The sequence below is a fragment of the Stenotrophomonas sp. YJH_SMC_25 genome, from assembly GCF_059369595.1.
The window spans coordinates 184679-204909 of the sequence record NZ_JCAFSV010000005.1 but is presented as its reverse complement, the minus strand read 5'-3'; the positions used below and the strand labels follow the sequence as shown (position 1 = coordinate 204909).

Genomic DNA, 20231 nt, shown 5'->3' with positions numbered 1-20231 from the left:
GTCACGTCCGGTAGGAAGGTCGATTTCATTGGTGCGGGATGCCGACGCTGTAGACGGCAACAACGTGGAAAAGTTCATCGCGGGACCAGGCCGAGGATGTCGTTGTAGAACGCCAACCCCATCAGCCCGGCCAGCAACGCCAGGCCGATGTATTGGCCGGCGGCGATGGCACGCTCGCTCAGCGGGCTGCCCTTGACCAACTCGATAAGGTAATACAGCAGGTGCCCGCCGTCCAAGATCGGGATCGGCAACAGGTTGATGATGCACAGGCTGAGTGACAGCAGGGCAAGGAACTGCAGGAACCAGTCGAGGCCGCGTTTGGCCGAGACATTGGCCACGCGGGCGATGGTGACCGGCCCGGAAACGTTCTGCAGCGAGGCTTTGCCGGTGACGATGCGGGCCATCATGCCCAGCGAATCGGCGGCAAGCCGGCCGGTTTCACGTACGGCGACGGTCACTGCATCCAGCGGCCCATAGCGCAGCAGGGTGTCGTAGGAGGGGCTGTAGGTGGTGGGGAAGCCGACGCCGATCTGCCAGACCGGGTTGCCCTTGCCATCCTTGCCCTGGCGGGGCGTGACTTCCAGTGCAAGGCGTTCACCGCCTCGCAGGACCTCGATCATGCCGGGGCCTCCGGCACGGCCGAGGGCCTGGATCTCGCCGATCACCTGGTCGACGCTGTCGATGCGCTGGCCGTCGATCGCCACGATCAGGTCGCCCGGCTGCAGCAGCCCGGTGACCACCGAATCGGCGGTGAGCGAGTCGACCAGTGCCGGCTGCAGCCACGATTGCCAGTACAGGCCGGCCAGGATCGGTACCCGTCGTTCATCGAAGCCGGCGGGCAGCTGCGACAGCGGCAGGGTGCGCACGCGCACCTGGTCCGCAGGGTCGAGTACCTCAAGCGTGACGTCGCGGCGATCCATCGCGGCGGCGGTCAGCGCCATGCTGGCCTCGCCCAGGGTGGCGACCTGGCGCTCATCTACCCGCAGAACGCGGTCACCGCTGAGCAGACCGGCGCTGGCGGCGATGCCGTCAACCCGGCCGATCGTCGGCGAGTAGTCCTGCTTGCCGATCACGAACATCGCCCACAGCAGCAGGATGCACAGCAGCAGATTGGCGATCGGTCCTGCAGCAACAATGGCGATGCGCTGCCACACGGTCTTGTGGTTGAAGGCCTGGCCGCGCTCGTGGGGATGGACCTCGACCTCACGTTCGTCGAGGAACTTCACGTAGCCACCCAGCGGGATGGCGGCAATGGCGAACTCGGTGCCGTGCCTGTCGCGGCGCGACCACAGCGGACGGCCGAAGCCGACCGAGAAGCGCAGGATCTTGACCCCACAGAGGCGGCCGACCCAGTAATGCCCGAACTCGTGGAACGTGACCAGCAGCCCGAGGCTGACAATCATCCACCAGACCGATCCGAGGAAGTCAGTCATGCAGGCTCACAGTGGCGGGCAGGGGCGGCGGCGTCATGCTGGGCGAGGCGGTCGTTCAGGCGGCGTCGATGGCGTTCAGGGTGAGCTGGCGTGCCCGCTGGTCGGCGGACAACAGGACCTCCAGTGTATCGGCTGGCTGGGTCGGCAGTGTTGAAAGAGCGTTAGCAACCAGCTCCGGGATGGTCAGGAAACCGATCCGGCCCTGAAGAAATGCTGAAACCGCCTCTTCATTGGCGGCGTTCAGCACCGCCGGGGCAGTACCGCCGGCCTGCATGGCCTGCCAGGCCAGCGCCAGGCAGGGGAAGGCGTCGGTGTCAGGCGCCTCGAAATCCAGCCGGCCCTGCGCCAGCAGGTCCAGCCCGGCCACGCCCGATTCGATGCGCTGCGGCCAGCCCAGGCCGACCGCCAGGGTGGTGCGCATGTCCGGCAGGCCCATCTGGGCCAGGGTCGAGCCGTCGACGAATTCGACCAGCGAATGGACCAGGCTCTGCGGGTGCACCAGCACCTCGATGCGCTCGCCGGGCACCGAGAACAGATGGTGCGCCTCGATGACTTCCAGGCCCTTGTTCATCAACGTCGCCGAATCGACCGAGATCTTCGGGCCCATCGACCACTTCGGGTGAGCCACGGCCTGGGCCGGGGTGACCTCGGCCAGCTCGGCGCGGCTGCGGCCGCGGAACGGGCCGCCCGACGCGGTCAGCAGGATCCGGCGCACGCCGGCGCCGTCGATGCTGGCGTCGCGCGAACGCAGGCACTGGAAGATCGCGCTGTGCTCGCTGTCGATCGGAATGATCTCGGCGCCGGCGCGCTCGGCGGTGCGGGTCAGCAGCTCGCCGGCCAGTACCAGCGATTCCTTGTTGGCCAGCAGGATGCGCTTGCCGGCCGCAGCGGCGGCGAGGGTCGAGGACAGCCCTGCAGCACCGACAATGGCCGCGACGACCGTGTCGCAGGCATCGCTTGCTGCCAGCTGGTCCAGTGCGGCATGACCGGCGTGGGCCTCGGTCGACAGCCCGGCATCGCGCAGGCCGTCGCGCAGTTCGGTGAACAGCGCTTCGTCGGCGATGACCGCGTGCGCCGGCTTGTGCTGGCGGCACAGGGCCAGCAGTGCCTGCACCTGGCGGCCGGCGGCCAGCACCGTGGCCTGGTAGCGCTGCGGGTGGCGGGCGATCACGTCCAGCGTGGAGGCACCGATCGAGCCGGTGGCGCCGTATACGGCGACCCGGCGCAGGTCTGCGACAGCATTCATGGTCAGAACCCGAAGATTTCCTTGCCCAGCGCGAACACCGGCACGGCGGCGAGGACGCCGTCGACGCGGTCGAGCACGCCACCATGGCCCGGAATCAGGTTGCCCGAGTCCTTGGCACCGGCGTGGCGCTTGATCAGGCTTTCGAACAGGTCACCCAGCACCGACGCGAATACGGCCACCACCGAGGTGATCAGCAGGCCCGGCAGGTGCGCGATGTCGATGCCGGCCAGCCAGCCCAGTCCGAGGGCCACGGCGACACCGGCCAGCAGGCCGCCGAACAGGCCTTCCCAGGTCTTGTTGGGGCTGATCCGCGGCGCCAGCTTGTGCTTGCCGAAGTGACGGCCGGCGAAATAGGCGCCCGAATCGGCTGCCCAGACCAGTGCCAGTGCCGCCAGCAGCCACAGGTGGCCCTGCTTGCCTGGCGGGTCACCGCCAGCGTGGATCAGCACCAGCGCTGCCCAGGCAGGAACGATGGCCAGGGTGCCGGCCAGCATCTTCACGATCCGGGAGGGGGCCGTCGGCTGGGCGCCAAAGTTGAAGAAGCGCAGCCAGGCCAGCGCCGCCAGCCACCAGGCAACGCCTGCCAGTGTGGTGATCTGGAACAGCACCAGCGTGCTGCCATCGGCCCACACCAGCAGCACCATCAGCAGCAGGTTCAGCACCAGCAGCACGGTGCGCGCGAGGGTGTCTTCGATGCCGGCCAGCTTCAGCCATTCCCACAGGCCGATCAGCAGCACGGCGGCGGCGGCGGCGGCCAGCCATTGCGTCGGCAGCAGCAGGATCGCGGCAATGGCGAGCGGCGCCATGATCAGCGCGGCGAGGACTCGGGTCTTGGTCATGGGCTGGAGGTCTCGGTGGCCAGTGCGGCGATCTGGGCGCTGGTCAGGCCGAAACGACGCTCGCGGCTGCCATAGGCATCCAGCGCCTGCTGCAGCAGGGCGGCATCGAAGTCCGGCCACAGCGCCTCGGTGAACCACAGCTCGGTGTAGGCCAGTTGCCACAGCAGGAAGTTGCTGATGCGGGTGTCGCCACCGGTGCGGATGAACAGATCCGGCGGCGGCAGGTCGGCCAGGGCGACCTGGCTGCCCAGCAGCGATTCGTCGATCTGTTCGGGCAGCAGGCGTCCTGCGGCGACTTCAGCGGCCAGTGCGCGCGCGGCACGGGCGATGTCCTGGCGACCGCCGTAACTGGCGGCGATCGACAGGGTCAGGGTGGTGTTGTCGGCGGTGCGCTGCTCGGCCAGCTGCATGCGGCTGACCAGTCCGGCACCAAAGCGCTCGCGTTCGCCGATGAAGCGTACGCGCACGCCGCGTCGGTGCAGTTCGTCCACTTCGCGGTCGAGCGCGCCGAGGAACAGCTTCATCAGGGCGTCGACTTCTTCCTGCGGCCGGCCCCAGTTCTCGCTGGAAAACGCGAACAGGGTCAGCGCCGGAATGCCCAGTTCAAGGCAGCGCTCGATGGTGCGGTTGACCGCGCGCGCGCCGGCACGATGGCCGATCACGCGCGGGCGGCGGCGCTGCTGTGCCCAGCGCCCGTTGCCATCCATGATGATGGCGACGTGGCGGGGCAGGGTGGCCGGCAACGGAGGCGGGACTGAAGGCATCGACTTCAGACCGACAGCAGTTCTTTTTCCTTGTCGGCAACGACCTTGTCGACGTCCTTGATGTTGGTGTCGGTCAACTTCTGGATGTCGTCCTCACCGCGCTTCTTCTCGTCCTCGCTGATCGCCTTGTCCTTGACCAGCTTGGCGATTTCCTTGTTCGCGTCCTGACGGATGTTGCGGATCGCGATCTTGGCGCCTTCGCCTTCCTTCTGCACCTGCTTGACCAGCTCCTTGCGGCGCTCTTCGGTCGGCGGCGGCATGTTGATGCGGATCGCGGTGCCCAGCGTGTTCGGGGTGAACTCGGCGTTGTAGAGACCCTTCTCGATCTCCTTGATCATGCCCTTGTCGAACGGGGTGACCAGCAGCGAGTGCGCATCGGCGTTGGAGATCGAGGCAACCTGGTTCAGCGGGGTGCTGGCGTTGCCGTAGGCATTGACCGTCACGCGGTCCAGCAGGGCCGGCGTGGCACGCCCGGTCCGGATGGAGGTGAGGGTGTGCTTCAGAGCGTCGATGCTCTTGGCCATGCGCGTCTGCGCGTTGTTCTTGATGTCGTTGAGCATCGCCCGGTCCTGGATGTATCTGGAATCGGGCGATTATAGGCGAATACGGGACGCTGCCGGGCCTGAATCGGCCCGGTTGTCGCCGCGCGCTCAGGCTCAGGCCGGATCGCGGCCCTGGACCAGGGTGCCGATGTTCTCGCCGTTGAGGATCTTCAGCAGCTCGCCCGGCTGGCCCATGTCGAACACGCGCATCGGCAGGTCGCTGTCGCGGGCCAGTGCGAAGGCGGCGGTATCCATCACTTCCAGGCCGCGGCGGATCACTTCGTCATAGCTCAGGCTGTCGAAGCGGACCGCATCGCTGTGCTTGTTCGGGTCCTTGTCGTACACGCCATCGACCTTGGTGGCCTTCAGCAGCAGGTCGGCACCGATCTCGATCGCGCGCAGGGCGGCGCCGGAGTCGGTGGTGAAGAACGGGCTGCCGACGCCGGCGGCGAAGATCACCAGGCGGCCCTTTTCCAGGTGGCGGATGGCGCGGCGGCGGATGTAGTCCTCGCACACGTCGTTGATCTTGATCGCGCTCATCACGCGCGCCTTGGCGCCCAGCTTCTCCAGGGCGTCCTGCATGGCCAGGGCATTGATGACCGTGGCCAGCATGCCCATCTGGTCGCCGGTGACCCGGTCCATGCCGCCTGCGGCAAGGCCGGCGCCGCGGAAGATGTTGCCGCCGCCGATCACCAGGGCCACTTCGGCACCGGCCTGCTGGGCTTCGATGACCTCACGGGCCAGGCGGTTGATGATCTTCGGGTCGATGCCGTAGTCCTCATCTCCCATCAGCGCCTCCCCGGACAGTTTCAGAAGGATGCGGCGATAGGCGAGCTTGGACATGGGGACCTCGGGTGCGTGGAAATCGCGGGCGATTCTACGCGCATGCGGCGTCGGGCCATAGTGTTTTGTGCACTGCGGCGTAAAATCCTGGCGTTCGCCCCGGTCATCCGGGGCTTCCGGTTCAGCCCAGCTCGGCGCCCGCGGTCGCTGACAGCTCGTCGTGGCCGAGGGCGCCGGGGGAGCGCGCGATCACCCGGTTGCGGCCGAGGTTCTTGGAGCGGTACAGCACGTCGTCGGCGGCGCGCAGCAGGTCCTGCACGTCGGCGAAGCGTTCGTAGCCGCCCTGGGTGGCCACGCCGGCGGAGAAGGTGACGAACAGCGGGCCGCCCTCCAGTTCGGCCATCGGCGTGGCAACGATGTTGGCCAGCACCCGGCGGATCACGTCCAGTGCTACCGTTTCGCTGGTGTTGGGCAGCAGCGCGACGAACTCCTCGCCGCCGAAGCGGGCCACGGTGTCGCTGTGGCGCAGCTGGCCCTGCAGTTTGCCGGCAAAGGCCCGCAGCACCTCGTCGCCGGTCAGGTGGCCATGGGCGTCGTTGATCTTCTTGAAGTCGTCCAGGTCGATGAAGGCCACCGACAGCGGCCAGCCCTGGCGACCGGCGCGCAGGAATTCCTGCTCCAGCACGGCTTCCAGCTGGCGCCGGTTGAGCACGCCGGTGAGGGCATCTCGATGGGCCTGGTCGGCCAGGCGCTTGGCCCGGGCTTCGAATTCGTCAGCGCGGCGACGGGCCTGGTCGGCATCCTGCAGTTCGCGCAGGTTGCGCAGGGTGGCCAGCTCCTGCGCGTGGTCGATCAGCTCGCGCACCCGCGAGGGGGAATTCAGGCCGGCCTCGAACAGGCTGGCGATGTCCGGCAGGGCCTCGCTGATGCGGGTCAGGACCTGGTCGAAACGGGCGCTGTCCAGTTCAAGGCGGTCATGCACCTGCTGCAGGGCGCGCTCGCGGGCGGCATCGGCGTCATCGTCCAGCCAGATGTCGGCCACGGCACCGGACAGCTGCACGCAGGCCTGGAACGGCGACTCCGCGGCGTCCAGGTCTTCGCTGTGGCTGATGCTCTCCACCAGGTAGCGCGGCAGGCCCCACTGCTCGGCCACCCAGGCGCCGACCTCGGCGTGGCTGCAGCCCAGTTCGTCGCGCTCGCGCGCGACCAGATCGATGTTGTCGCGTGCTTCGCGCAGCAGCGGCAGGTAGCGCTCCGATTCGGCCTGGGCCAGGCACAGTACGCCCAGGTCCTGCAGCAGGCCGGCCAGCATCAGTTCTTCCAGCCGGCGCAGGCCGCGTGCCTGGCCCAGCTGGCTGGCGGCCAGCGCGCTGAGGATGCTGCGCTTCCAGGCGCGTTGGCGCAGGTCGTGGTCGGCGCCGGTGCCGCCGGTCAGTCCCTGGGTGACGGTGAAGCCGAGGGCCAGGCTGATCGTGGCATTCAGGCCGAGCATGGTCAGTGCCTGGCCGAGGTTCTCGATCCGACGGCGGCTGGCGTACAGCGGCGAATTGGCGATGCGCAGCATGCGAGCGCTCAGCGCCATGTCGATGGCGATGATGTCGGCGGCGGTGGCGATATCCGCTTCCGGGTCCTGTGCCAGTTCGATGATGCGCAGGGCAATACCGGGTGGCGAGGGCAGGTTGCGGCAGAGCGCCAGGGCAGCTGTCAGCTCGGGAGGCATGTCGGGTCGTTCAATTCCATTGGGACAAGAATACCTAGGAATGCATCACAGTCCGCGATTTTCGTTCCTGCTAAATGACTGTTGATTCCCTGTGCCGAGTATCGGCTTGATTCGCGCGCAACGCAAAGGTGCCGCTGTGCGCACCCCACAGGGCCGCCGGCATAAAAAAAGAGCCGCGGTCTCCCGCGGCTCCTTCTGGTTGCTTCACAGCCGGAAGGCTGGAATCAGACCTGCATCGCCTTGGCAACTTCGGCGACGTAGTCTTCCACCACCTTCTCGATGCCTTCGCCGACGATCAGCAGCTTGAAGCCAGCAACATCGGCGCCAGCGGCCTTGACCACCTGCTCGACGGTGGTGTCGCCCAGCACGTAGGTCTGGCCGTACAGGGTCACGTCGCTGACGATCTTGTTGATCTTGCCGCTGATGATCTTTTCCAGGATGTCGGCCGGCTTGGCCTTGTCCTTTTCGGACATCTTGGCCAGCTCGATTTCCTTTTCCTTCTCGACGAAGTCGGCCGGAACGTCCGCAGCCTTGTTGTGCGGCGGCTTCAGCGCAGCCACGTGCATGGCCAGGCCACGGGCCAGCTCGACGTCGCCGCCGATCAGATCGACCAGAACGCCGACCTTGCCGTTGGTGTGGACATACGCACCGATGTTGCCGGTGGTGTCGACATTCACCATGCGACGGATCTGGATGTTCTCACCCAGGGTCTGCACGGCGGTGGCGCGGGCTTCTTCAACGGTGCGGCCATCGGCCAGCTTGGCAGCCTTCACGGCTTCGACGTCGGTGGCGCCCGATGCCAGGGCGGCAGCGGCAACGGCATTGACGAAGGACTTGAAGTTGTCATCGTTGGCGACGAAGTCGGTTTCCGAGTTGACTTCGACCAGCACGGCCTTGCCGCCATCCTGGGCCAGGCCCAGACGGCCTTCGGCGGCCACGCGGTCAGCCTTCTTGTCGGCCTTGGCGGCGCCGGACTTGCGCATGGCTTCAGCAGCAGCGTCGATGTCGCCGTTGGCTTCGGTGAGCGCCTTCTTGCATTCCATCATGCCGGCGCCGGTGCGCTCGCGCAGTTCCTTGACCAGGGAAGCAGTGATTTCCACGGGATTACCTCACGAAAGAAAGGGGTTGGGCCGGCATGGTGGCCGGCCCGTGTGACACGGTCCTGTCACGCGCCAAAGGCTGCGCGCAGGGAGGGTGGACGCCGGGCGTCCACCCCGGGCCTGGATCAGGCCTGGGCGTCGTCGCCCTTCTTGGCAGCCTTCTTGGCCGGAGCGCGGCGGGCCGGCTTCTCTTCGCCTTCAGCAGCGGCTTCAGCGAACTCTTCCTCACGCACCGAAGCAGCGTGCGGAGCAGCAGCCTTGCCTTCCAGCACGGCGTCGGCAGCGGCGCGGGCGTACAGCTGCACAGCGCGGATGGCGTCGTCGTTGCCCGGGATGGCGTAGTCCACCAGTTCCGGGTTGTAGTTGGTGTCGACCACGGCGATGACCGGGATGCCCAGCTTCTTGGCTTCCTTGATCGCGATGTCTTCGTGGCCGATGTCGATCACGAAGATGGCGTCCGGCAGGCGGTTCATGTCCTTGATGCCGCCCAGCGAGGCTTCCAGCTTGTCGCGCTCGCGACGCAGGCCCAGCACTTCGTGCTTGACCAGCTTCTCGAAGGTGCCGTCGGTTTCACCGGCTTCCAGTTCCTTCAGGCGGGCAACCGACTGCTTGACGGTACGGAAGTTGGTCAGGGTGCCGCCCAGCCAGCGCTGGTTCATGAACGGCATGCCGCAACGCTCGGCTTCTTCCTTGATGGTTTCGCGGGCGCTGCGCTTGGTGCCCAGGAACAGGACGGTGCCGCGCTTCTGGGCAACCGACGAGATGAAGTTCATCGCGTCGTTGAACAGCGGGACGGTCTTTTCCAGGTTGATGATGTGGATCTTGCCGCGGGCGCCGAAGATGTACGGAGCCATCTTGGGGTTCCAGTAGCGGGTCTGGTGGCCGAAGTGGACGCCGGCTTCCAGCATCTGACGCATGGTGACCTGGGGCATTGCAATACTCCTGATATGGAACCAGCGATTCCGCCCGCGGGGATAGGTATGCGGGACGCGTGGAAGCGCGATCGGTTCCGGGGTTGGGCTTCCCTGTTGCCTCCGTGGCCGAACTCCTTGCGGAGCACCCCGGCACGGATGGGGGCAGCAGGTGTGGATTCACCGGTGACGTCCGGTGTGGACGGGTTCCCGCGCACGCAGGCGGCAGGAATCCGGTCGATTATAGCCCGCTCGGTGCGCTGGCTGCAATTGCCGGGCCTGGAGCGACCAGATCGATCACGCGGCCATCCTGCAGCCGGGCCTGGAAATGACCGCCGGCGTAGCCATCAGCGCGGGCGGGCAGGGCCCAGCGGCGCTCATGGCCGGCCAGCAGATACCCGGCCAGGCCGGGCAGCAGCAGGGTGCGCTGACCGCCGCTGGTGATGTAGGCGAGATCGTTCAGGCGTGCGTGCAGGGTACCGGTGTTGCTCAGTCGCAGGAAGGTATGTGACTGGCCGGGTTCGATCCCTGCATGCAGCCGCGATTGGGTCATTGGCGTGGCGTGCCCGCGGAACAACGGCAGCGAATAGCGCTGCAGGCCTGGCGTAGTGGGGGCCAGGACGACCCGATAGGCCTGTTCGCCGACAGCGGATGCCGGCTGGCGTGGCAGCAGCCAGATGCGCTGTCGGACGCCGGGCGGGATGTCGAGCAGGGTGGGGCTGGCGAGCACCTGGTCGGTGGGACGCAGCATGTCCGCGTCGGTCTGCTGGTCCCACGCAAGGATCTGTACCCGGCCCTGCCAGCGGCCGGGACCGGGGTTGAAGAGCCAAAGTTCGCCCTGGCCACCTTCGGCGGGCAGCTGCAGTGTGGTCGGCAACAGGTCCAATGCCGCGGCAGGCAACGCCAGCAGCATCGCCAGCAGGGTCAGAAGTGCCCGCATCAGTAGATGACGGTCACGGCGGACGTCGTGTCTTCGCCGTCGGCGGGAGGCGCGAGCTCGCGGACCTGGGGCGGAAGTTGCGGTGTGTCGCTGCGCTGGTGGGGTGCGGGGCAGTGGGTGCTGCCGGGGTCATCGCGGCAGGCTTCGACCACGGTCAGGCGGATCTGCAGGTTGCTGGGGCCGGGTTCGGCCCACGCCAATGTGCTGGCGAACAGTATCGCCCCGATCAGAAATGCGCGAGCCACCTGGCAATCACCGTGCTGAAAGATCTCGCTGCGCGGTATCGGCTGGATCGGCCGAATCTGTAGCGTCGACTGTCAGTCGACTGCTCCTGGCACACGACTGCTCCTGGCACAGGAATGATGCGCGCATCCACGCATGACGTGGATCTGCCGAAACCCCGGTGGGTGCCGACCGTTGGTCGGCCCGCCGGTCAATAGGTGATGGTCACCTGCACCACATCGTTATAGATGCCGGCCGGGGGCTGGCCGGTGACCGGCGGCACCCGGCCATAGATGGTCAGCTGCTGCGCGCTGCCACTTCCGGTGCCGCCAACGGTATCGACGTTGAGGGTGTTGCCCCAGCGCAAGCTGCGCGCGGCATTGCGGTACAGCTCGTAGGTGAGGTAGTAGGTGCTGCCGCCGATGGTGGTGGCCATGCGCCGCGTGCTGGTGGCGGAGGGGTTGTTCTGGCCGTTGTTGAGGCTGACCTGGTAGGCCGTGTTCTTCAGGCAGGTCAGGGTCAAGGTGGCGGTCCGGTCGATGTTGGCGGGAATGCCGCCGGTGACGTTGCCGAAGTCCATGTTGGTGGTGACGTAGCTGCCGCACTGCGGCAGCACGTTGGCGGTGGCGGTGAAGCTGAAGGCGTTGCTGATGCTGTTGGTGCCGGTGGCGCCGCCGTTGCAGTTGGCGGGCACCGTGGCATTGCCGAGCAGGACCTCGTTCCAGGCCCAGGTCAGCACCACGTTGGCGCCGTTGAAGGTGCTGCTGTAGGCGCCTGACGCCAGGATCTGATTGGCGGGGATCTGTGCGGACAGCTGCGTGGTCTGCGTGCCGCTGCCGCCGGTCAGGGGCACGTTGTAGGTCAGGGTCAGCTCCTGCGCCGGCGGCGAGCCGCGCGGGGTCAACCCGGTCACCTGGCTGAAGTTGGAGGTGTTGTAGAGCTGGAAGTTCATGCTGTCGCTGGTGCTGGTCTTCATCGTCCGCCAGCTGGAGCTGCTGCCGCCGCCGCTGCCGGCGCCGATGCCCACGCAGACCCGCACGCCGGTAGTGGCCAGCACGCTCAGCGCGGCAGTGGTGCAGGTCACGGTGATGTTGAGCGTGCCGGTGGTTGCACCGGGGGCATTGCTGTTGACGTTGCCAAACGGCAGCGTCGGGTCGGCGACGGCGGCGCACACCGCGACGGCGCGGGCCGGTGCCGCCGCCAGCAGGCCGGCGACCAGCAGCAGGCCGAGCAGCAACGTCCTCATGGCGCTACCTCCGGGATGCACGCCAGCGGTGCCGGCTTCGGTCGCGCGCCGGAAGCCACCACCTTGGGCACGTCCGGTACCTTCACCCTGCATTGCCCGCGGCTGGTGGTGATGTACAGCACGCTGCCGGCGGACACGTCTTCCAGGTACAGCAGCCCGTCATAGCCCACCAGCGCCTGTCGCCCGTCCGGCAGCTGCACCTCGCTGCCGACCTCCAGCGGTTGCCCGTCCATGCCGTGCAGGGTCAGGTTCAACGACGGCCGCGAACGCAGCGCGAAGGTCACGCGGGTACCGGCGCGTTGGCGGGGTGTCACCCAGTCTTCGATGCGATCGGCGCGCATGTCCTCGGGCAGGTCCAGGGTGTCGATGGAGACGCGGTTGCGCTGCCAGGACAGCAGTGGGCTGACCAGCAGCAGGCCGCGATCATCGGTCACGCCGATCAGCCGGTTTTCCAGCCGCACCGGCACGCCGCCTACGCCGTTGGTGCTGATGACTGCGAACGCGTCGGAGACTTCGCGGGTGGCGAAGGCATGCCCGCCCATCCACACCAGGCTGCCACTGGCGCTGGCGTAGGCATAGTTCAGGCCGCCCTGGCGCGAGGCGCCGAATGAGTAGCGACCGACGTCATTGAGGATGCCGACTTCGGCCAGGCCGCCATTGCCGTCCTCGCCATGGCGCACCTGCGCGCGCCAACCGACGCCGCCGGCGCTGCCGTCGCCGGGCACCGGCTGGGTCACGTCCGCTACCCAGCTCTGGCTGTCGCCGTTGCGCTGGCTGGAGAGGCTGGCCTGGCGGTTGTTGCCCAGGCTGGCGGTGACCGACAGGTAGATGCTGCGGTCATCGCTCTTGTCCAGGTTCTGGTTCACCGACAGGTAGGCCGACCACCGCTGGCTCCAGGTGCGTGACCAGAACAGACTGGCGTAGCGGTTGTCGTCTCCGTCGGGATAGCGCAGGCGCAGGTAGCTGGCGCTGAGCGTGCCCAGCCGCAGCAGATCGGCGCCGACCGTGGCCTGTTCACTGATGCTCGGCGGCAGGCTGCCCTGCAGTGCGCCCAGGTCGCGGTAATCGCCATGGCTGCGCACGCTGCGCAGATTGAAGTTGAGTCGGCGGTTGTTCCAGCTGTAGCCCAGTGCCCATTGCCCGCCCCGCAGGCCGTGATAGTCACTGTGCGCATAGGCGGCGTTGAACACGCCCGCGCCGCCGAGCAGCCACCAGCCGCCGATGCCGGCCTGGGCCAGGCCGCCGCCGCCTTCGGCATGTGCTTCGCCGGTAAAGGTGTCGCTGATACCGCCTCGCCAGCTGGCACTGGCCACGGTGCGATCGTCGTAGGCGAAGGAACGCTGGCCGAAATCCTCACGCAGGCGGCCAACGCCGGCCGACCAGTCCGACAGGCCCTTGGCCAGCAGCTGCTGGGTGCCATAGAAACTGAAATCCAGCGTCTGCATGCGCCCGAATGCATCGGTCACCACCACCTGTGCGCTGCCGGTGCCGCTGATGCCGGGTTGCGCGGCCAGCTGGAACGGACCGACCGGCACCTGCCCGCTGTACTGGCGCAGGCCATCGACGTACAGCTCTACCGTGGACGGCACCACCGCCTGGCCGAGGAAGCTGGGCGTGGGGGTGAGTACGCGATACGGCTGCAGGCCGTAGTTGCGGCCGATCTGCAGGCCGCCCAGACGCACCGGACGGGTCCAGTCGACGAAGCCGCTGTAGAAATCGCCGACCTCCAGCGTCATCGCCTTGTCGGGGAAATCCAGGCTCCAGCGCGTATCCAGGCGCACGCTCTCACCGCGCCAGCGACGGTCGCCGGGCTGCTGGTAGCGCCGGCTGATCGCTGTGTTCTCGACGGTGCCGTTGCCGATCCCGAACAGGCGCAGCTCCGAGCTGAGGCTGAGGTTGCCGAGCATGTCGACCCGGTTGCCATACACGTCGTAGTTCAGCAGCAGGCCGGGCGAGGCGGTGCTGGCCGGTGCCCGGGTCTGCGGCTGGCTGAGCACGGTGGTCGGCAGGGTCAGCTGGTCCAGCGGCACGTCCAGGGCAAGGGTCTGCATATGCGCGTCGTAGCGCACAACGGCCCCGCTGATCTGGTCCAGATAGACCGGCGCATCGCCGCGGGCGCTGAAGCCGAGCTGGCGCAGCACTTCCGGACTGGCCTGCAGCCGGCCACGGGTTTCAGTGAACGGCAGCAGGCCGCGGGGCGTGCTGTTGAGCGAGACGTCCAGGTACAGGGTCTGGCTGGCGGTCAGGGGCGTGGGGGCGGGCAGGATCGCGTCGGCCGACACCGCGGAGACGTCCGCAGCCCCGGCGGCAGCCACGCCGGACACATCGGCGGCTTCGGTCGCCGCAGGAGCCAGGGCAGCAAACAGCGCGCCCATCAACGCCTCAGCGAGCCGGTGGCGGCGACAGCGGCGTCTGTTCCGACTCGCCATTGAGCTTGGCCGTGATCTGGTCGTTGTCGCGGTCGATGGCCGTGCGCTCGATCGGCCAGCGCATCACCTGCCCGGGCAGTACATAGCCCAGCAGACCGGGGTGCACGATGCGCGGGCGCTGGACGCTGCCCAGCGCCAGGTCGGCGATCTGTGCATAGCTGTTGCCGGTGTTGGCCACCTCCACGCCGTTGCGTCCGTCCTGCAGCCGCACCAGGCTGGCCTGCAGGCGCGGCGCCAGCTTGCCGCCCGAGGGTTGCACGAACACCGGAATCGAATAGCGCAGCACGAACTGCATGCCGTTGGCGCGGGTCGCCAGATCAGGCACCTCGTCGACGATCAGCCGGTAGTACTGCTGTGCCGCAGGCGGTTCGTGGTTCGGGCGCATGACCCGTACCAGCTGCTGCTGGCCCGCGCCCAGTTCCTGCATCGGAGGGGTGGCCAGCAGTTCCTCGGTGGGCAGCAGTTGTTCCTGGCCATCCTGCTGTACCCAGCGGAAGACCCGCACCTGCAGCCTGACCGGCGAGGTGCCACTGTTGGTCAGCCACAGTTCGCCGGCGCGCTGGCGGGCCTCAAGCTGCAGGCTGGTGGGGGCGACCTGGAGGCTGGTGGCACCGGCAGGGGCTGCGGCCAGCAGGGAGAGGGCGAGCAGCGCCACGCCGGTGGCGCGCCACGGGCGGGGTCCGGCCATGCGGGCGTGCTCCATCAATAGGTGATCGTGGCGGTGACCGTATCCAGGTAGTTGCCGGTGGCCGGGTTGTTGGTGCTCAGGTTCAGGATCTGGCCGTAGACGATGTAGGGCACGGCCAGGCCAGTGCCGATGCCGGCCTGGGTGTTGGTGCCCGAGGTTGCACCCCAGACCAGGGTATGAGCGGCGTCCTGGTAGAGCTGGTAGCCAACGAAGTTGTTGGCGGTCACCGCGGCGTTGGTGTTCTTCATCCGGCGGGTGGTGACGTCGTTGGCGGTGCTGGCATTGGCGCCCGCGTTCAGCGAAATCGTGTACGGGGTCAGGGCCGAGCACTGGGCGGTCACCGTGCCCTGGCCCAGGGTGGGGGTCGCCGTGGTCGAGGCCGCCGTGCCGAAGTCAACGTTGGTGGCCGCCGCCGCCGTGATGGTGCAGGCCTTGGTGACCACCAGGGTCACGTTGAAGGTCGTGGTGTCGGCGGCCAGTGCGGGGCCGGCCAGCAACAGTCCGGTCAGGACCCAGGCGAGCGGTGAGCGGAGCGTGGATCGCATGGACAACCTCCCTGACCCGAAGGTCTGTTGAACAAGGCGAAGGCGGCAGGTTCGGGGCCGCTTTGACAACGGTCGTAGCCAGCTTCTGCGGGTAAGTGTCTGTAATCCGTGATAAACAGGCGTGCGAAAGGGTGGAGATCGTCACGCTTTCACTTTCCTTGCCGGAACCGTGCATGCCCCGGATCGCCAGTTGGGTGGCGTTCGTTCAGATTGCAGCGGGATCGGCGATAATGGGCGCCATGAGCGTGAATCTGAAAACCCCGCAGGAAATCGAGATGATGCGCATCGCCGGCCGCCTGGCCAGCGAAGTGCTCGACATCGTCACCCCCCACGTCAAGCCCGGTGTCACCACCGAGGAGCTGGACCGCATCTGCCACGACCACATCGTGAACGTGCAGGGCGCGATTCCGGCCAACGTCGGCTACCGCGGCTTCCCGAAGACCGTGTGCACCTCGGTCAACAACGTCATCTGCCACGGTATTCCCAGCGAAGGGAAGGTGCTGAAGGATGGCGACATCATCAATATCGACGTTACCGTCATCAAGGACGGCTGGCACGGCGACACCAGCCGCATGTACTTCGTCGGCACGCCGTCGGTGATGGCCCGCCGCCTGGTGGAAACCACCTACGAAGCGATGTGGCGCGGCATCCGTGCGGTGCGTCCGGGCGCAACCCTGGGCGACATCGGCCATGCCATCCAGAGCTATGCCGAAGGCGAGCGTTTCAGCGTGGTGCGCGAGTACTGCGGCCACGGCATCGGCAAGGTCTACCACGACGAGCCGCAGGTGGTGCATTACGGCCGCCCGGGCCAGGGCCTGGTGCTGCAGCCGGGCATGACCTTCACCATCGAACCGATGATCAACGAGGGCACCCGTTACAACAAGGTGCTGCCGGATGGCTGGACCGTGGTGACCAAGGACCGCAAGCTGTCGGCGCAGTGGGAGCACATGATCGCGGTCACCGAGACCGGCGTCGACGTGCTGACGCTGTCGCCGGGCGAGTCGCAGGTCTCCTGAGGATGCTGCCGGCGAGTTCGCTGCTGGACACGCCGGCCGCGTCGCTCAACGACCCGGACTGGGCTGCTGCCGCGCGCCAGGCGCTGCAGCAGGCCGACGCGCGCCTGTACCGCCGCTTCGACCAGGGCGACAACATCGAGCGCCTGCTGGCGCTGCGCGCGCGTGCCGCCGACCATCTGATCCGCCTGGCGTGGCAGCGCTGCCTGCCAGTCGAGAGTGGCCTGTCGCTGTTCGCGGTGGGCGGCTATGGGCGCGGTGAGCTGTTCCCGCGCTCGGACATCGACCTGCTGGTGTTCGGCGGCCCGCCGGCACAGCTGGCGCACGAAGCGGCACTGGCGCGCCTGTTTGCGCTGCTGTGGGATTGCGGGCTGGCGGTCAGCCATGCGGTGCGTTCTGCATCCCAGTGCCGCGAGGCGGCGACGGACCAGACCGTGCTGACCGCGCTGATCGAGGCGCGCCCGATCCTGGCTGATGATGCGGCGCGCCGCGCGCTGCGCGAGGCCATCGACGACCGCGAACTGTGGCCGGCACGCGCGTTCTTCCTGGCCAAGCTGGAAGAGCTGCGCAACCGGCACCAGCGTTTCGGCGATACCGCCGACAACCTGGAGCCGGACCTGAAGGATGGCCCCGGTGGCCTGCGCGATCTCAACACGCTGGGCTGGATGGCACTGCGCGCCTTCGGCGTGCGCGATCTGGAAGCCCTGGTCGGGCTCGGCCATCTGGGTGCCGACGAAGCCGCGGCGCTCAAGCGCGAACGTGCGGTGCTGGCGCGGTTGCGCTTCGGCCTGCACCTGGTAGCACGTCGCCCGGAAGAGCGCCTGCGTTTCGATTACCAGAAGACCCTGGCCGCGCGCCTGGGCTTCGAAGACGACGCCGAGAACCTCGGTGTCGAGAAGATGATGCAGGGCTTCTACCGCGCCGCGCTGGTGGTGCGGCGGATCAGCGACCGCCTGCTGCAGCGCTTCGAGGAACAGTTCGATGGCGAAGCGCAGCCGGAACCGCTGACCGTGGGCTTCTCCCTGCGCCGCGGCTACCTGGCCGCCAACGAGGCCGACTGGCCGCGTGGCGATATCGGCCAGGTGTTTGCGCTGTTCTCCAGCTGGGCCAACAATCCGCAGGTACGCGGCCTGCATTCGCTGACCGCGCGCGCGCTGGCCGAAGCGCTGCCGCTGCTGCCGGCCTACGACCAGGCCGACACCGACGCGCGCGAGCAGTTCATGACCCTGCTGCGTGGCCAACGCCCGGTCGATACGCTTTCGCGCATGGCGCGGCTGGGCGTGCTCGGCCAGTGGATTCCCGCGTTCGCCCAGGTCAGCGGGCGCATGCAGTTCGACCTGTTCCATGTCTATACCGTCGACCAGCACACGCTGATGGTCCTGCGCAACATCGGCCTGTTCGCCAGCAGCCGTGCCGACGAACGCTTCTCGATCGCCCATGAAGTCTGGCCGCGCCTGCGCAAGCCGGAGCTGCTGCTGCTGGCCGGCCTGTTCCATGACATTGCCAAGGGCCGCGGCGGCGACCATTCCGAACTGGGCGCGGTCGATGCGCGCGCGTTCTGCCAGGCGCATGCGCTGAGCACGTCCGATACCGAACTGGTGGCGTGGCTGGTCGAACAGCACCTGCGCATGTCGGTGACCGCGCAGAAGCAGGACATCGCCGACCCGGTGGTGATCCATCGCTTCGCCACCCTGGTGGGCAGCCGCGACCGCCTCGACTATCTGTACCTGCTGACCTGCGCTGATATCGCCGGCACCAGTCCGAAGCTGTGGAACGCGTGGAAGGACCGCCTGCTGGCCGATCTGTATTTCGCCACCCGGCGCGCGCTGCGCGAAGGGCTCGAGCATCCGGTACCGGCGGCCGAGCGCGTGGCAGAGGCGCGCGACAGCGTGCGCGCACTGGTGCGCGAGCAGGGTTACGACGACGCCACCATCGACCGCCAGTTCGCCGTGATGCCGGATGAGGGCTTCATTCGCCTGCGCCCCGAGCAGCTGGCCTGGCAGGCCGCCGCGCTGGTACCGGTGAAACAGGGCCAGACGCTGGTGAAGGTGCGCCGCATCAGTGTCGACGACCCGGCACTGGAAGTGTTCGTGCATTCGCCGGACCGCGACGGCCTGTTTGCCGCCATCGTGATGACCCTGGACCGCAAGGGCTACGGGATCCATCGCGCGCGCGTGCTGGATGGCCCGGCCGACACCATTTTCGATACCTTCGAAGTGAATCCGGCCGACAGCTTCGCCGATGGCAGCAGCGCCAACCTGGAGGCCGCGCTGCGCGAGGCACTCAGTGGTGACCTGTCGCGCCTGCGCCCGTCGCGTCGGGTGGTGCCACGCCAGCTGCGCCATTTCCGCTTCGCGCCGCGCATCGAGTTCCGCGATGAACCGGGCGCAACCCGTTTTGCCCTGGTCGCACCCGACCGCCCCGGCCTGCTGGCCGACGTGGCGTTCGTGCTGCGCAACCAGGGCCTGCGCGTGCATGATGCACGCATTGCCACGTTCGGCGAACGCGCCGAAGACACCTTCGTGATCAGTGACGAACACGACCTCCCCCTGACTGAACCTGCCCGGCAGCAGCTGCATGACGCGATGCTGGCCTGCCTGGACCCTGATCGAAACGCCGGAGACCCCGCCTGATGGCCACCAAGCCTGTTAAGAAGACTGCTGCCACCGCCAAGAGCGCAGCGGCCAAGAAAACTGCCGCCGTGCCGGCCGCGAAGAAGGCCGCCGCGCCGAAGAAAGCCGCGGTGGTGAAGGCGCCGGCGAAGAAGGTGGCGGCACCGAAGAAGGCCCCGGCCAAGAGCGCAGAAGCCGCACGCGCCGAAACCATCGCCCGCAAGTCGCTGCGCAAGCCGGCCGCGCCGGGCGTGGAAGAACTGAAGTTCGGCATCGAAAGTGCCTTCGAACGCCGCGCCACGCTGACCCTTCACGAACTGGAAGGCTCGACCAGGCCGCTGGTCAACCGTGTGATCGATGGCCTGGAAAGCGGCGAATTCCGCGTTGCCGAACCGGACGGCCACGGTGGCTGGAAGGTCAACGAGTGGCTGAAGAAGGCCGTGCTGCTGTATTTCCGCGTCAACGACATGGCCGTGGTCGACGCACGTCCGGCGCCGTTCTGGGACAAGGTCGAATCGCGTTTTGCCGGTTATGACGAAGCGAAGTTCCGCCGTGGTGGCGTGCGCGTGGTGCCGGGCGCCATTGCCCGCCGCGGTACGTACTTCGGCAAGGACGTGGTGCTGATGCCGAGCTTCACCAACATCGGTGCCTATGTCGGTGAGGGCACCATGGTCGATACCTGGGCCACCGTGGGTTCGTGCGCGCAGATCGGCCAGCACTGCCACCTGTCCGGCGGTGCCGGCATTGGCGGCGTGCTGGAACCCCTGCAGGCCAGCCCGACCATCATTGAAGACCACTGCTTCATCGGTGCGCGTTCGGAAGTGGTGGAAGGCGTGGTGGTCGGACACCACAGCGTGATCGGCATGGGCGTGTTCCTCAGCCAGAGCACCCGCATCTACAACCGTGCCACCGGCGAGATCACCTACGGCTACATCCCGCCGTACAGCGTGGTGGTGTCCGGCTCGCTGCCGAGCAAGGACGGTACGCATTCGCTGTACTGCGCGGTGATCGTCAAGCAGGTTGATGCCAGGACCCGCAGCAAGACCAGCGTCAACGACCTGCTGCGCGGCCTGGCCGACTGAAGGTGGCTGCGCCGGAGGATCTGGCGCAGTCCGCGATCTACCGGCATCCGTCCGACACCCTGTTGGGGCGGATGCTGCCGCGCCTGCTGCACGCCTGCGCTGGACCCGACTGCGCC

At 67.5% G+C, this 20231-nt stretch carries 18 protein-coding genes; 3 read left to right on the top strand and 15 right to left on the bottom strand.

Going from position 1 to position 20231, the window contains the following annotated elements; genetic code table 11:
* Nucleotides 1-74 precede the first annotated feature (74 nt).
* From rseP to AC5P7E_RS09045, 15 genes are all read right to left on the bottom strand, one after another.
* On the bottom strand, nt 75-1433 hold the full coding sequence (gene rseP, locus AC5P7E_RS09115) for an RIP metalloprotease RseP (protein WP_005408740.1): 1359 nt from the start codon (nt 1431-1433) through the stop codon (nt 75-77).
* Nucleotides 1434-1488: 55 nt separating this feature from the next.
* Nucleotides 1489-2679 carry a 1-deoxy-D-xylulose-5-phosphate reductoisomerase gene (locus AC5P7E_RS09110; RefSeq protein ID WP_005408741.1) on the bottom strand — a complete coding sequence of 397 codons (1191 nt, stop codon included), beginning with the start codon at nt 2677-2679 and terminating at the stop codon, nt 1489-1491.
* 2 nt (nt 2680-2681) lie between these two features.
* Nucleotides 2682-3518: a phosphatidate cytidylyltransferase gene (locus AC5P7E_RS09105; protein ID WP_005408742.1), complete on the bottom strand. Its 837-nt coding sequence runs from the start codon at nt 3516-3518 to the stop codon at nt 2682-2684.
* Nucleotides 3515-4282 (bottom strand): polyprenyl diphosphate synthase, encoded by a 768-nt coding sequence (gene uppS / locus AC5P7E_RS09100; RefSeq protein ID WP_005408743.1) that lies wholly within the window; start codon nt 4280-4282, stop codon nt 3515-3517. Before uppS ends, AC5P7E_RS09105 begins: the two co-directional genes overlap by 4 nt.
* A 5-nt stretch (nt 4283-4287) precedes the next feature.
* Nucleotides 4288-4842 (bottom strand): ribosome recycling factor, encoded by a 555-nt coding sequence (gene frr, locus AC5P7E_RS09095; RefSeq protein ID WP_005408744.1) that lies wholly within the window; start codon nt 4840-4842, stop codon nt 4288-4290.
* A 96-nt stretch (nt 4843-4938) separates the two neighbouring features.
* A complete protein-coding gene (pyrH, locus tag AC5P7E_RS09090) occupies nt 4939-5667 on the bottom strand; it encodes a UMP kinase (RefSeq protein ID WP_005408745.1) in 729 nt (242 codons plus the stop codon).
* A 121-nt stretch (nt 5668-5788) separates the two neighbouring features.
* Complete coding sequence (locus AC5P7E_RS09085) at nt 5789-7327, bottom strand: GGDEF domain-containing protein (protein WP_005412741.1); 1539 nt, start codon at nt 7325-7327, stop codon at nt 5789-5791.
* Nucleotides 7328-7551: 224 nt separating this feature from the next.
* Nucleotides 7552-8427 carry a translation elongation factor Ts gene (tsf, locus tag AC5P7E_RS09080; protein WP_495222837.1) on the bottom strand — a complete coding sequence of 292 codons (876 nt, stop codon included), beginning with the start codon at nt 8425-8427 and terminating at the stop codon, nt 7552-7554.
* 125 nt (nt 8428-8552) lie between these two features.
* Nucleotides 8553-9359, bottom strand: coding sequence for a 30S ribosomal protein S2 (gene rpsB, locus AC5P7E_RS09075; protein WP_005408748.1), 807 nt, complete (start codon nt 9357-9359; stop codon nt 8553-8555).
* 220 nt (nt 9360-9579) lie between these two features.
* Entirely contained in the window at nt 9580-10278 is a 699-nt protein-coding gene (locus tag AC5P7E_RS09070; protein ID WP_062607492.1) for a fimbrial biogenesis chaperone, read from the bottom strand.
* Nucleotides 10278-10523: a hypothetical protein gene (locus AC5P7E_RS09065; RefSeq protein WP_099527844.1), complete on the bottom strand. Its 246-nt coding sequence runs from the start codon at nt 10521-10523 to the stop codon at nt 10278-10280. Before AC5P7E_RS09065 ends, AC5P7E_RS09070 begins: the two co-directional genes overlap by 1 nt.
* Nucleotides 10524-10711: 188 nt before the next feature.
* Nucleotides 10712-11746: a Csu type fimbrial protein gene (locus tag AC5P7E_RS09060; RefSeq protein WP_005408750.1), complete on the bottom strand. Its 1035-nt coding sequence runs from the start codon at nt 11744-11746 to the stop codon at nt 10712-10714.
* A complete protein-coding gene (locus tag AC5P7E_RS09055) occupies nt 11743-14121 on the bottom strand; it encodes a fimbria/pilus outer membrane usher protein (protein WP_114618487.1) in 2379 nt (792 codons plus the stop codon). Before AC5P7E_RS09055 ends, AC5P7E_RS09060 begins: the two co-directional genes overlap by 4 nt.
* A gap of 7 nt (nt 14122-14128) precedes the next feature.
* Nucleotides 14129-14878: a fimbrial biogenesis chaperone gene (locus tag AC5P7E_RS09050; RefSeq protein ID WP_005412746.1), complete on the bottom strand. Its 750-nt coding sequence runs from the start codon at nt 14876-14878 to the stop codon at nt 14129-14131.
* Nucleotides 14878-15408 carry a Csu type fimbrial protein gene (locus AC5P7E_RS09045; RefSeq protein WP_043034862.1) on the bottom strand — a complete coding sequence of 177 codons (531 nt, stop codon included), beginning with the start codon at nt 15406-15408 and terminating at the stop codon, nt 14878-14880. The genes AC5P7E_RS09050 and AC5P7E_RS09045 overlap by 1 nt, the downstream gene beginning before the upstream one ends.
* 173 nt (nt 15409-15581) lie before the next feature.
* Here AC5P7E_RS09045 and map point away from each other — a divergent pair, with 173 nt between their 5' ends.
* From map to dapD, 3 genes are read left to right on the top strand one after another with little or no spacing between them, the layout of a single operon-like run.
* Complete coding sequence (gene map / locus AC5P7E_RS09040; RefSeq protein ID WP_005408754.1) at nt 15582-16424, top strand: type I methionyl aminopeptidase; 843 nt, start codon at nt 15582-15584, stop codon at nt 16422-16424.
* Between the two features lie 20 nt (nt 16425-16444).
* A complete protein-coding gene (locus AC5P7E_RS09035) occupies nt 16445-19054 on the top strand; it encodes a [protein-PII] uridylyltransferase (RefSeq protein WP_446001643.1) in 2610 nt (869 codons plus the stop codon).
* Entirely contained in the window at nt 19054-20115 is a 1062-nt protein-coding gene (gene dapD, locus AC5P7E_RS09030) for a 2,3,4,5-tetrahydropyridine-2,6-dicarboxylate N-succinyltransferase (RefSeq protein ID WP_005408756.1), read from the top strand. Before AC5P7E_RS09035 ends, dapD begins: the two co-directional genes overlap by 1 nt.
* Nucleotides 20116-20231: the final 116 nt, after the last annotated feature.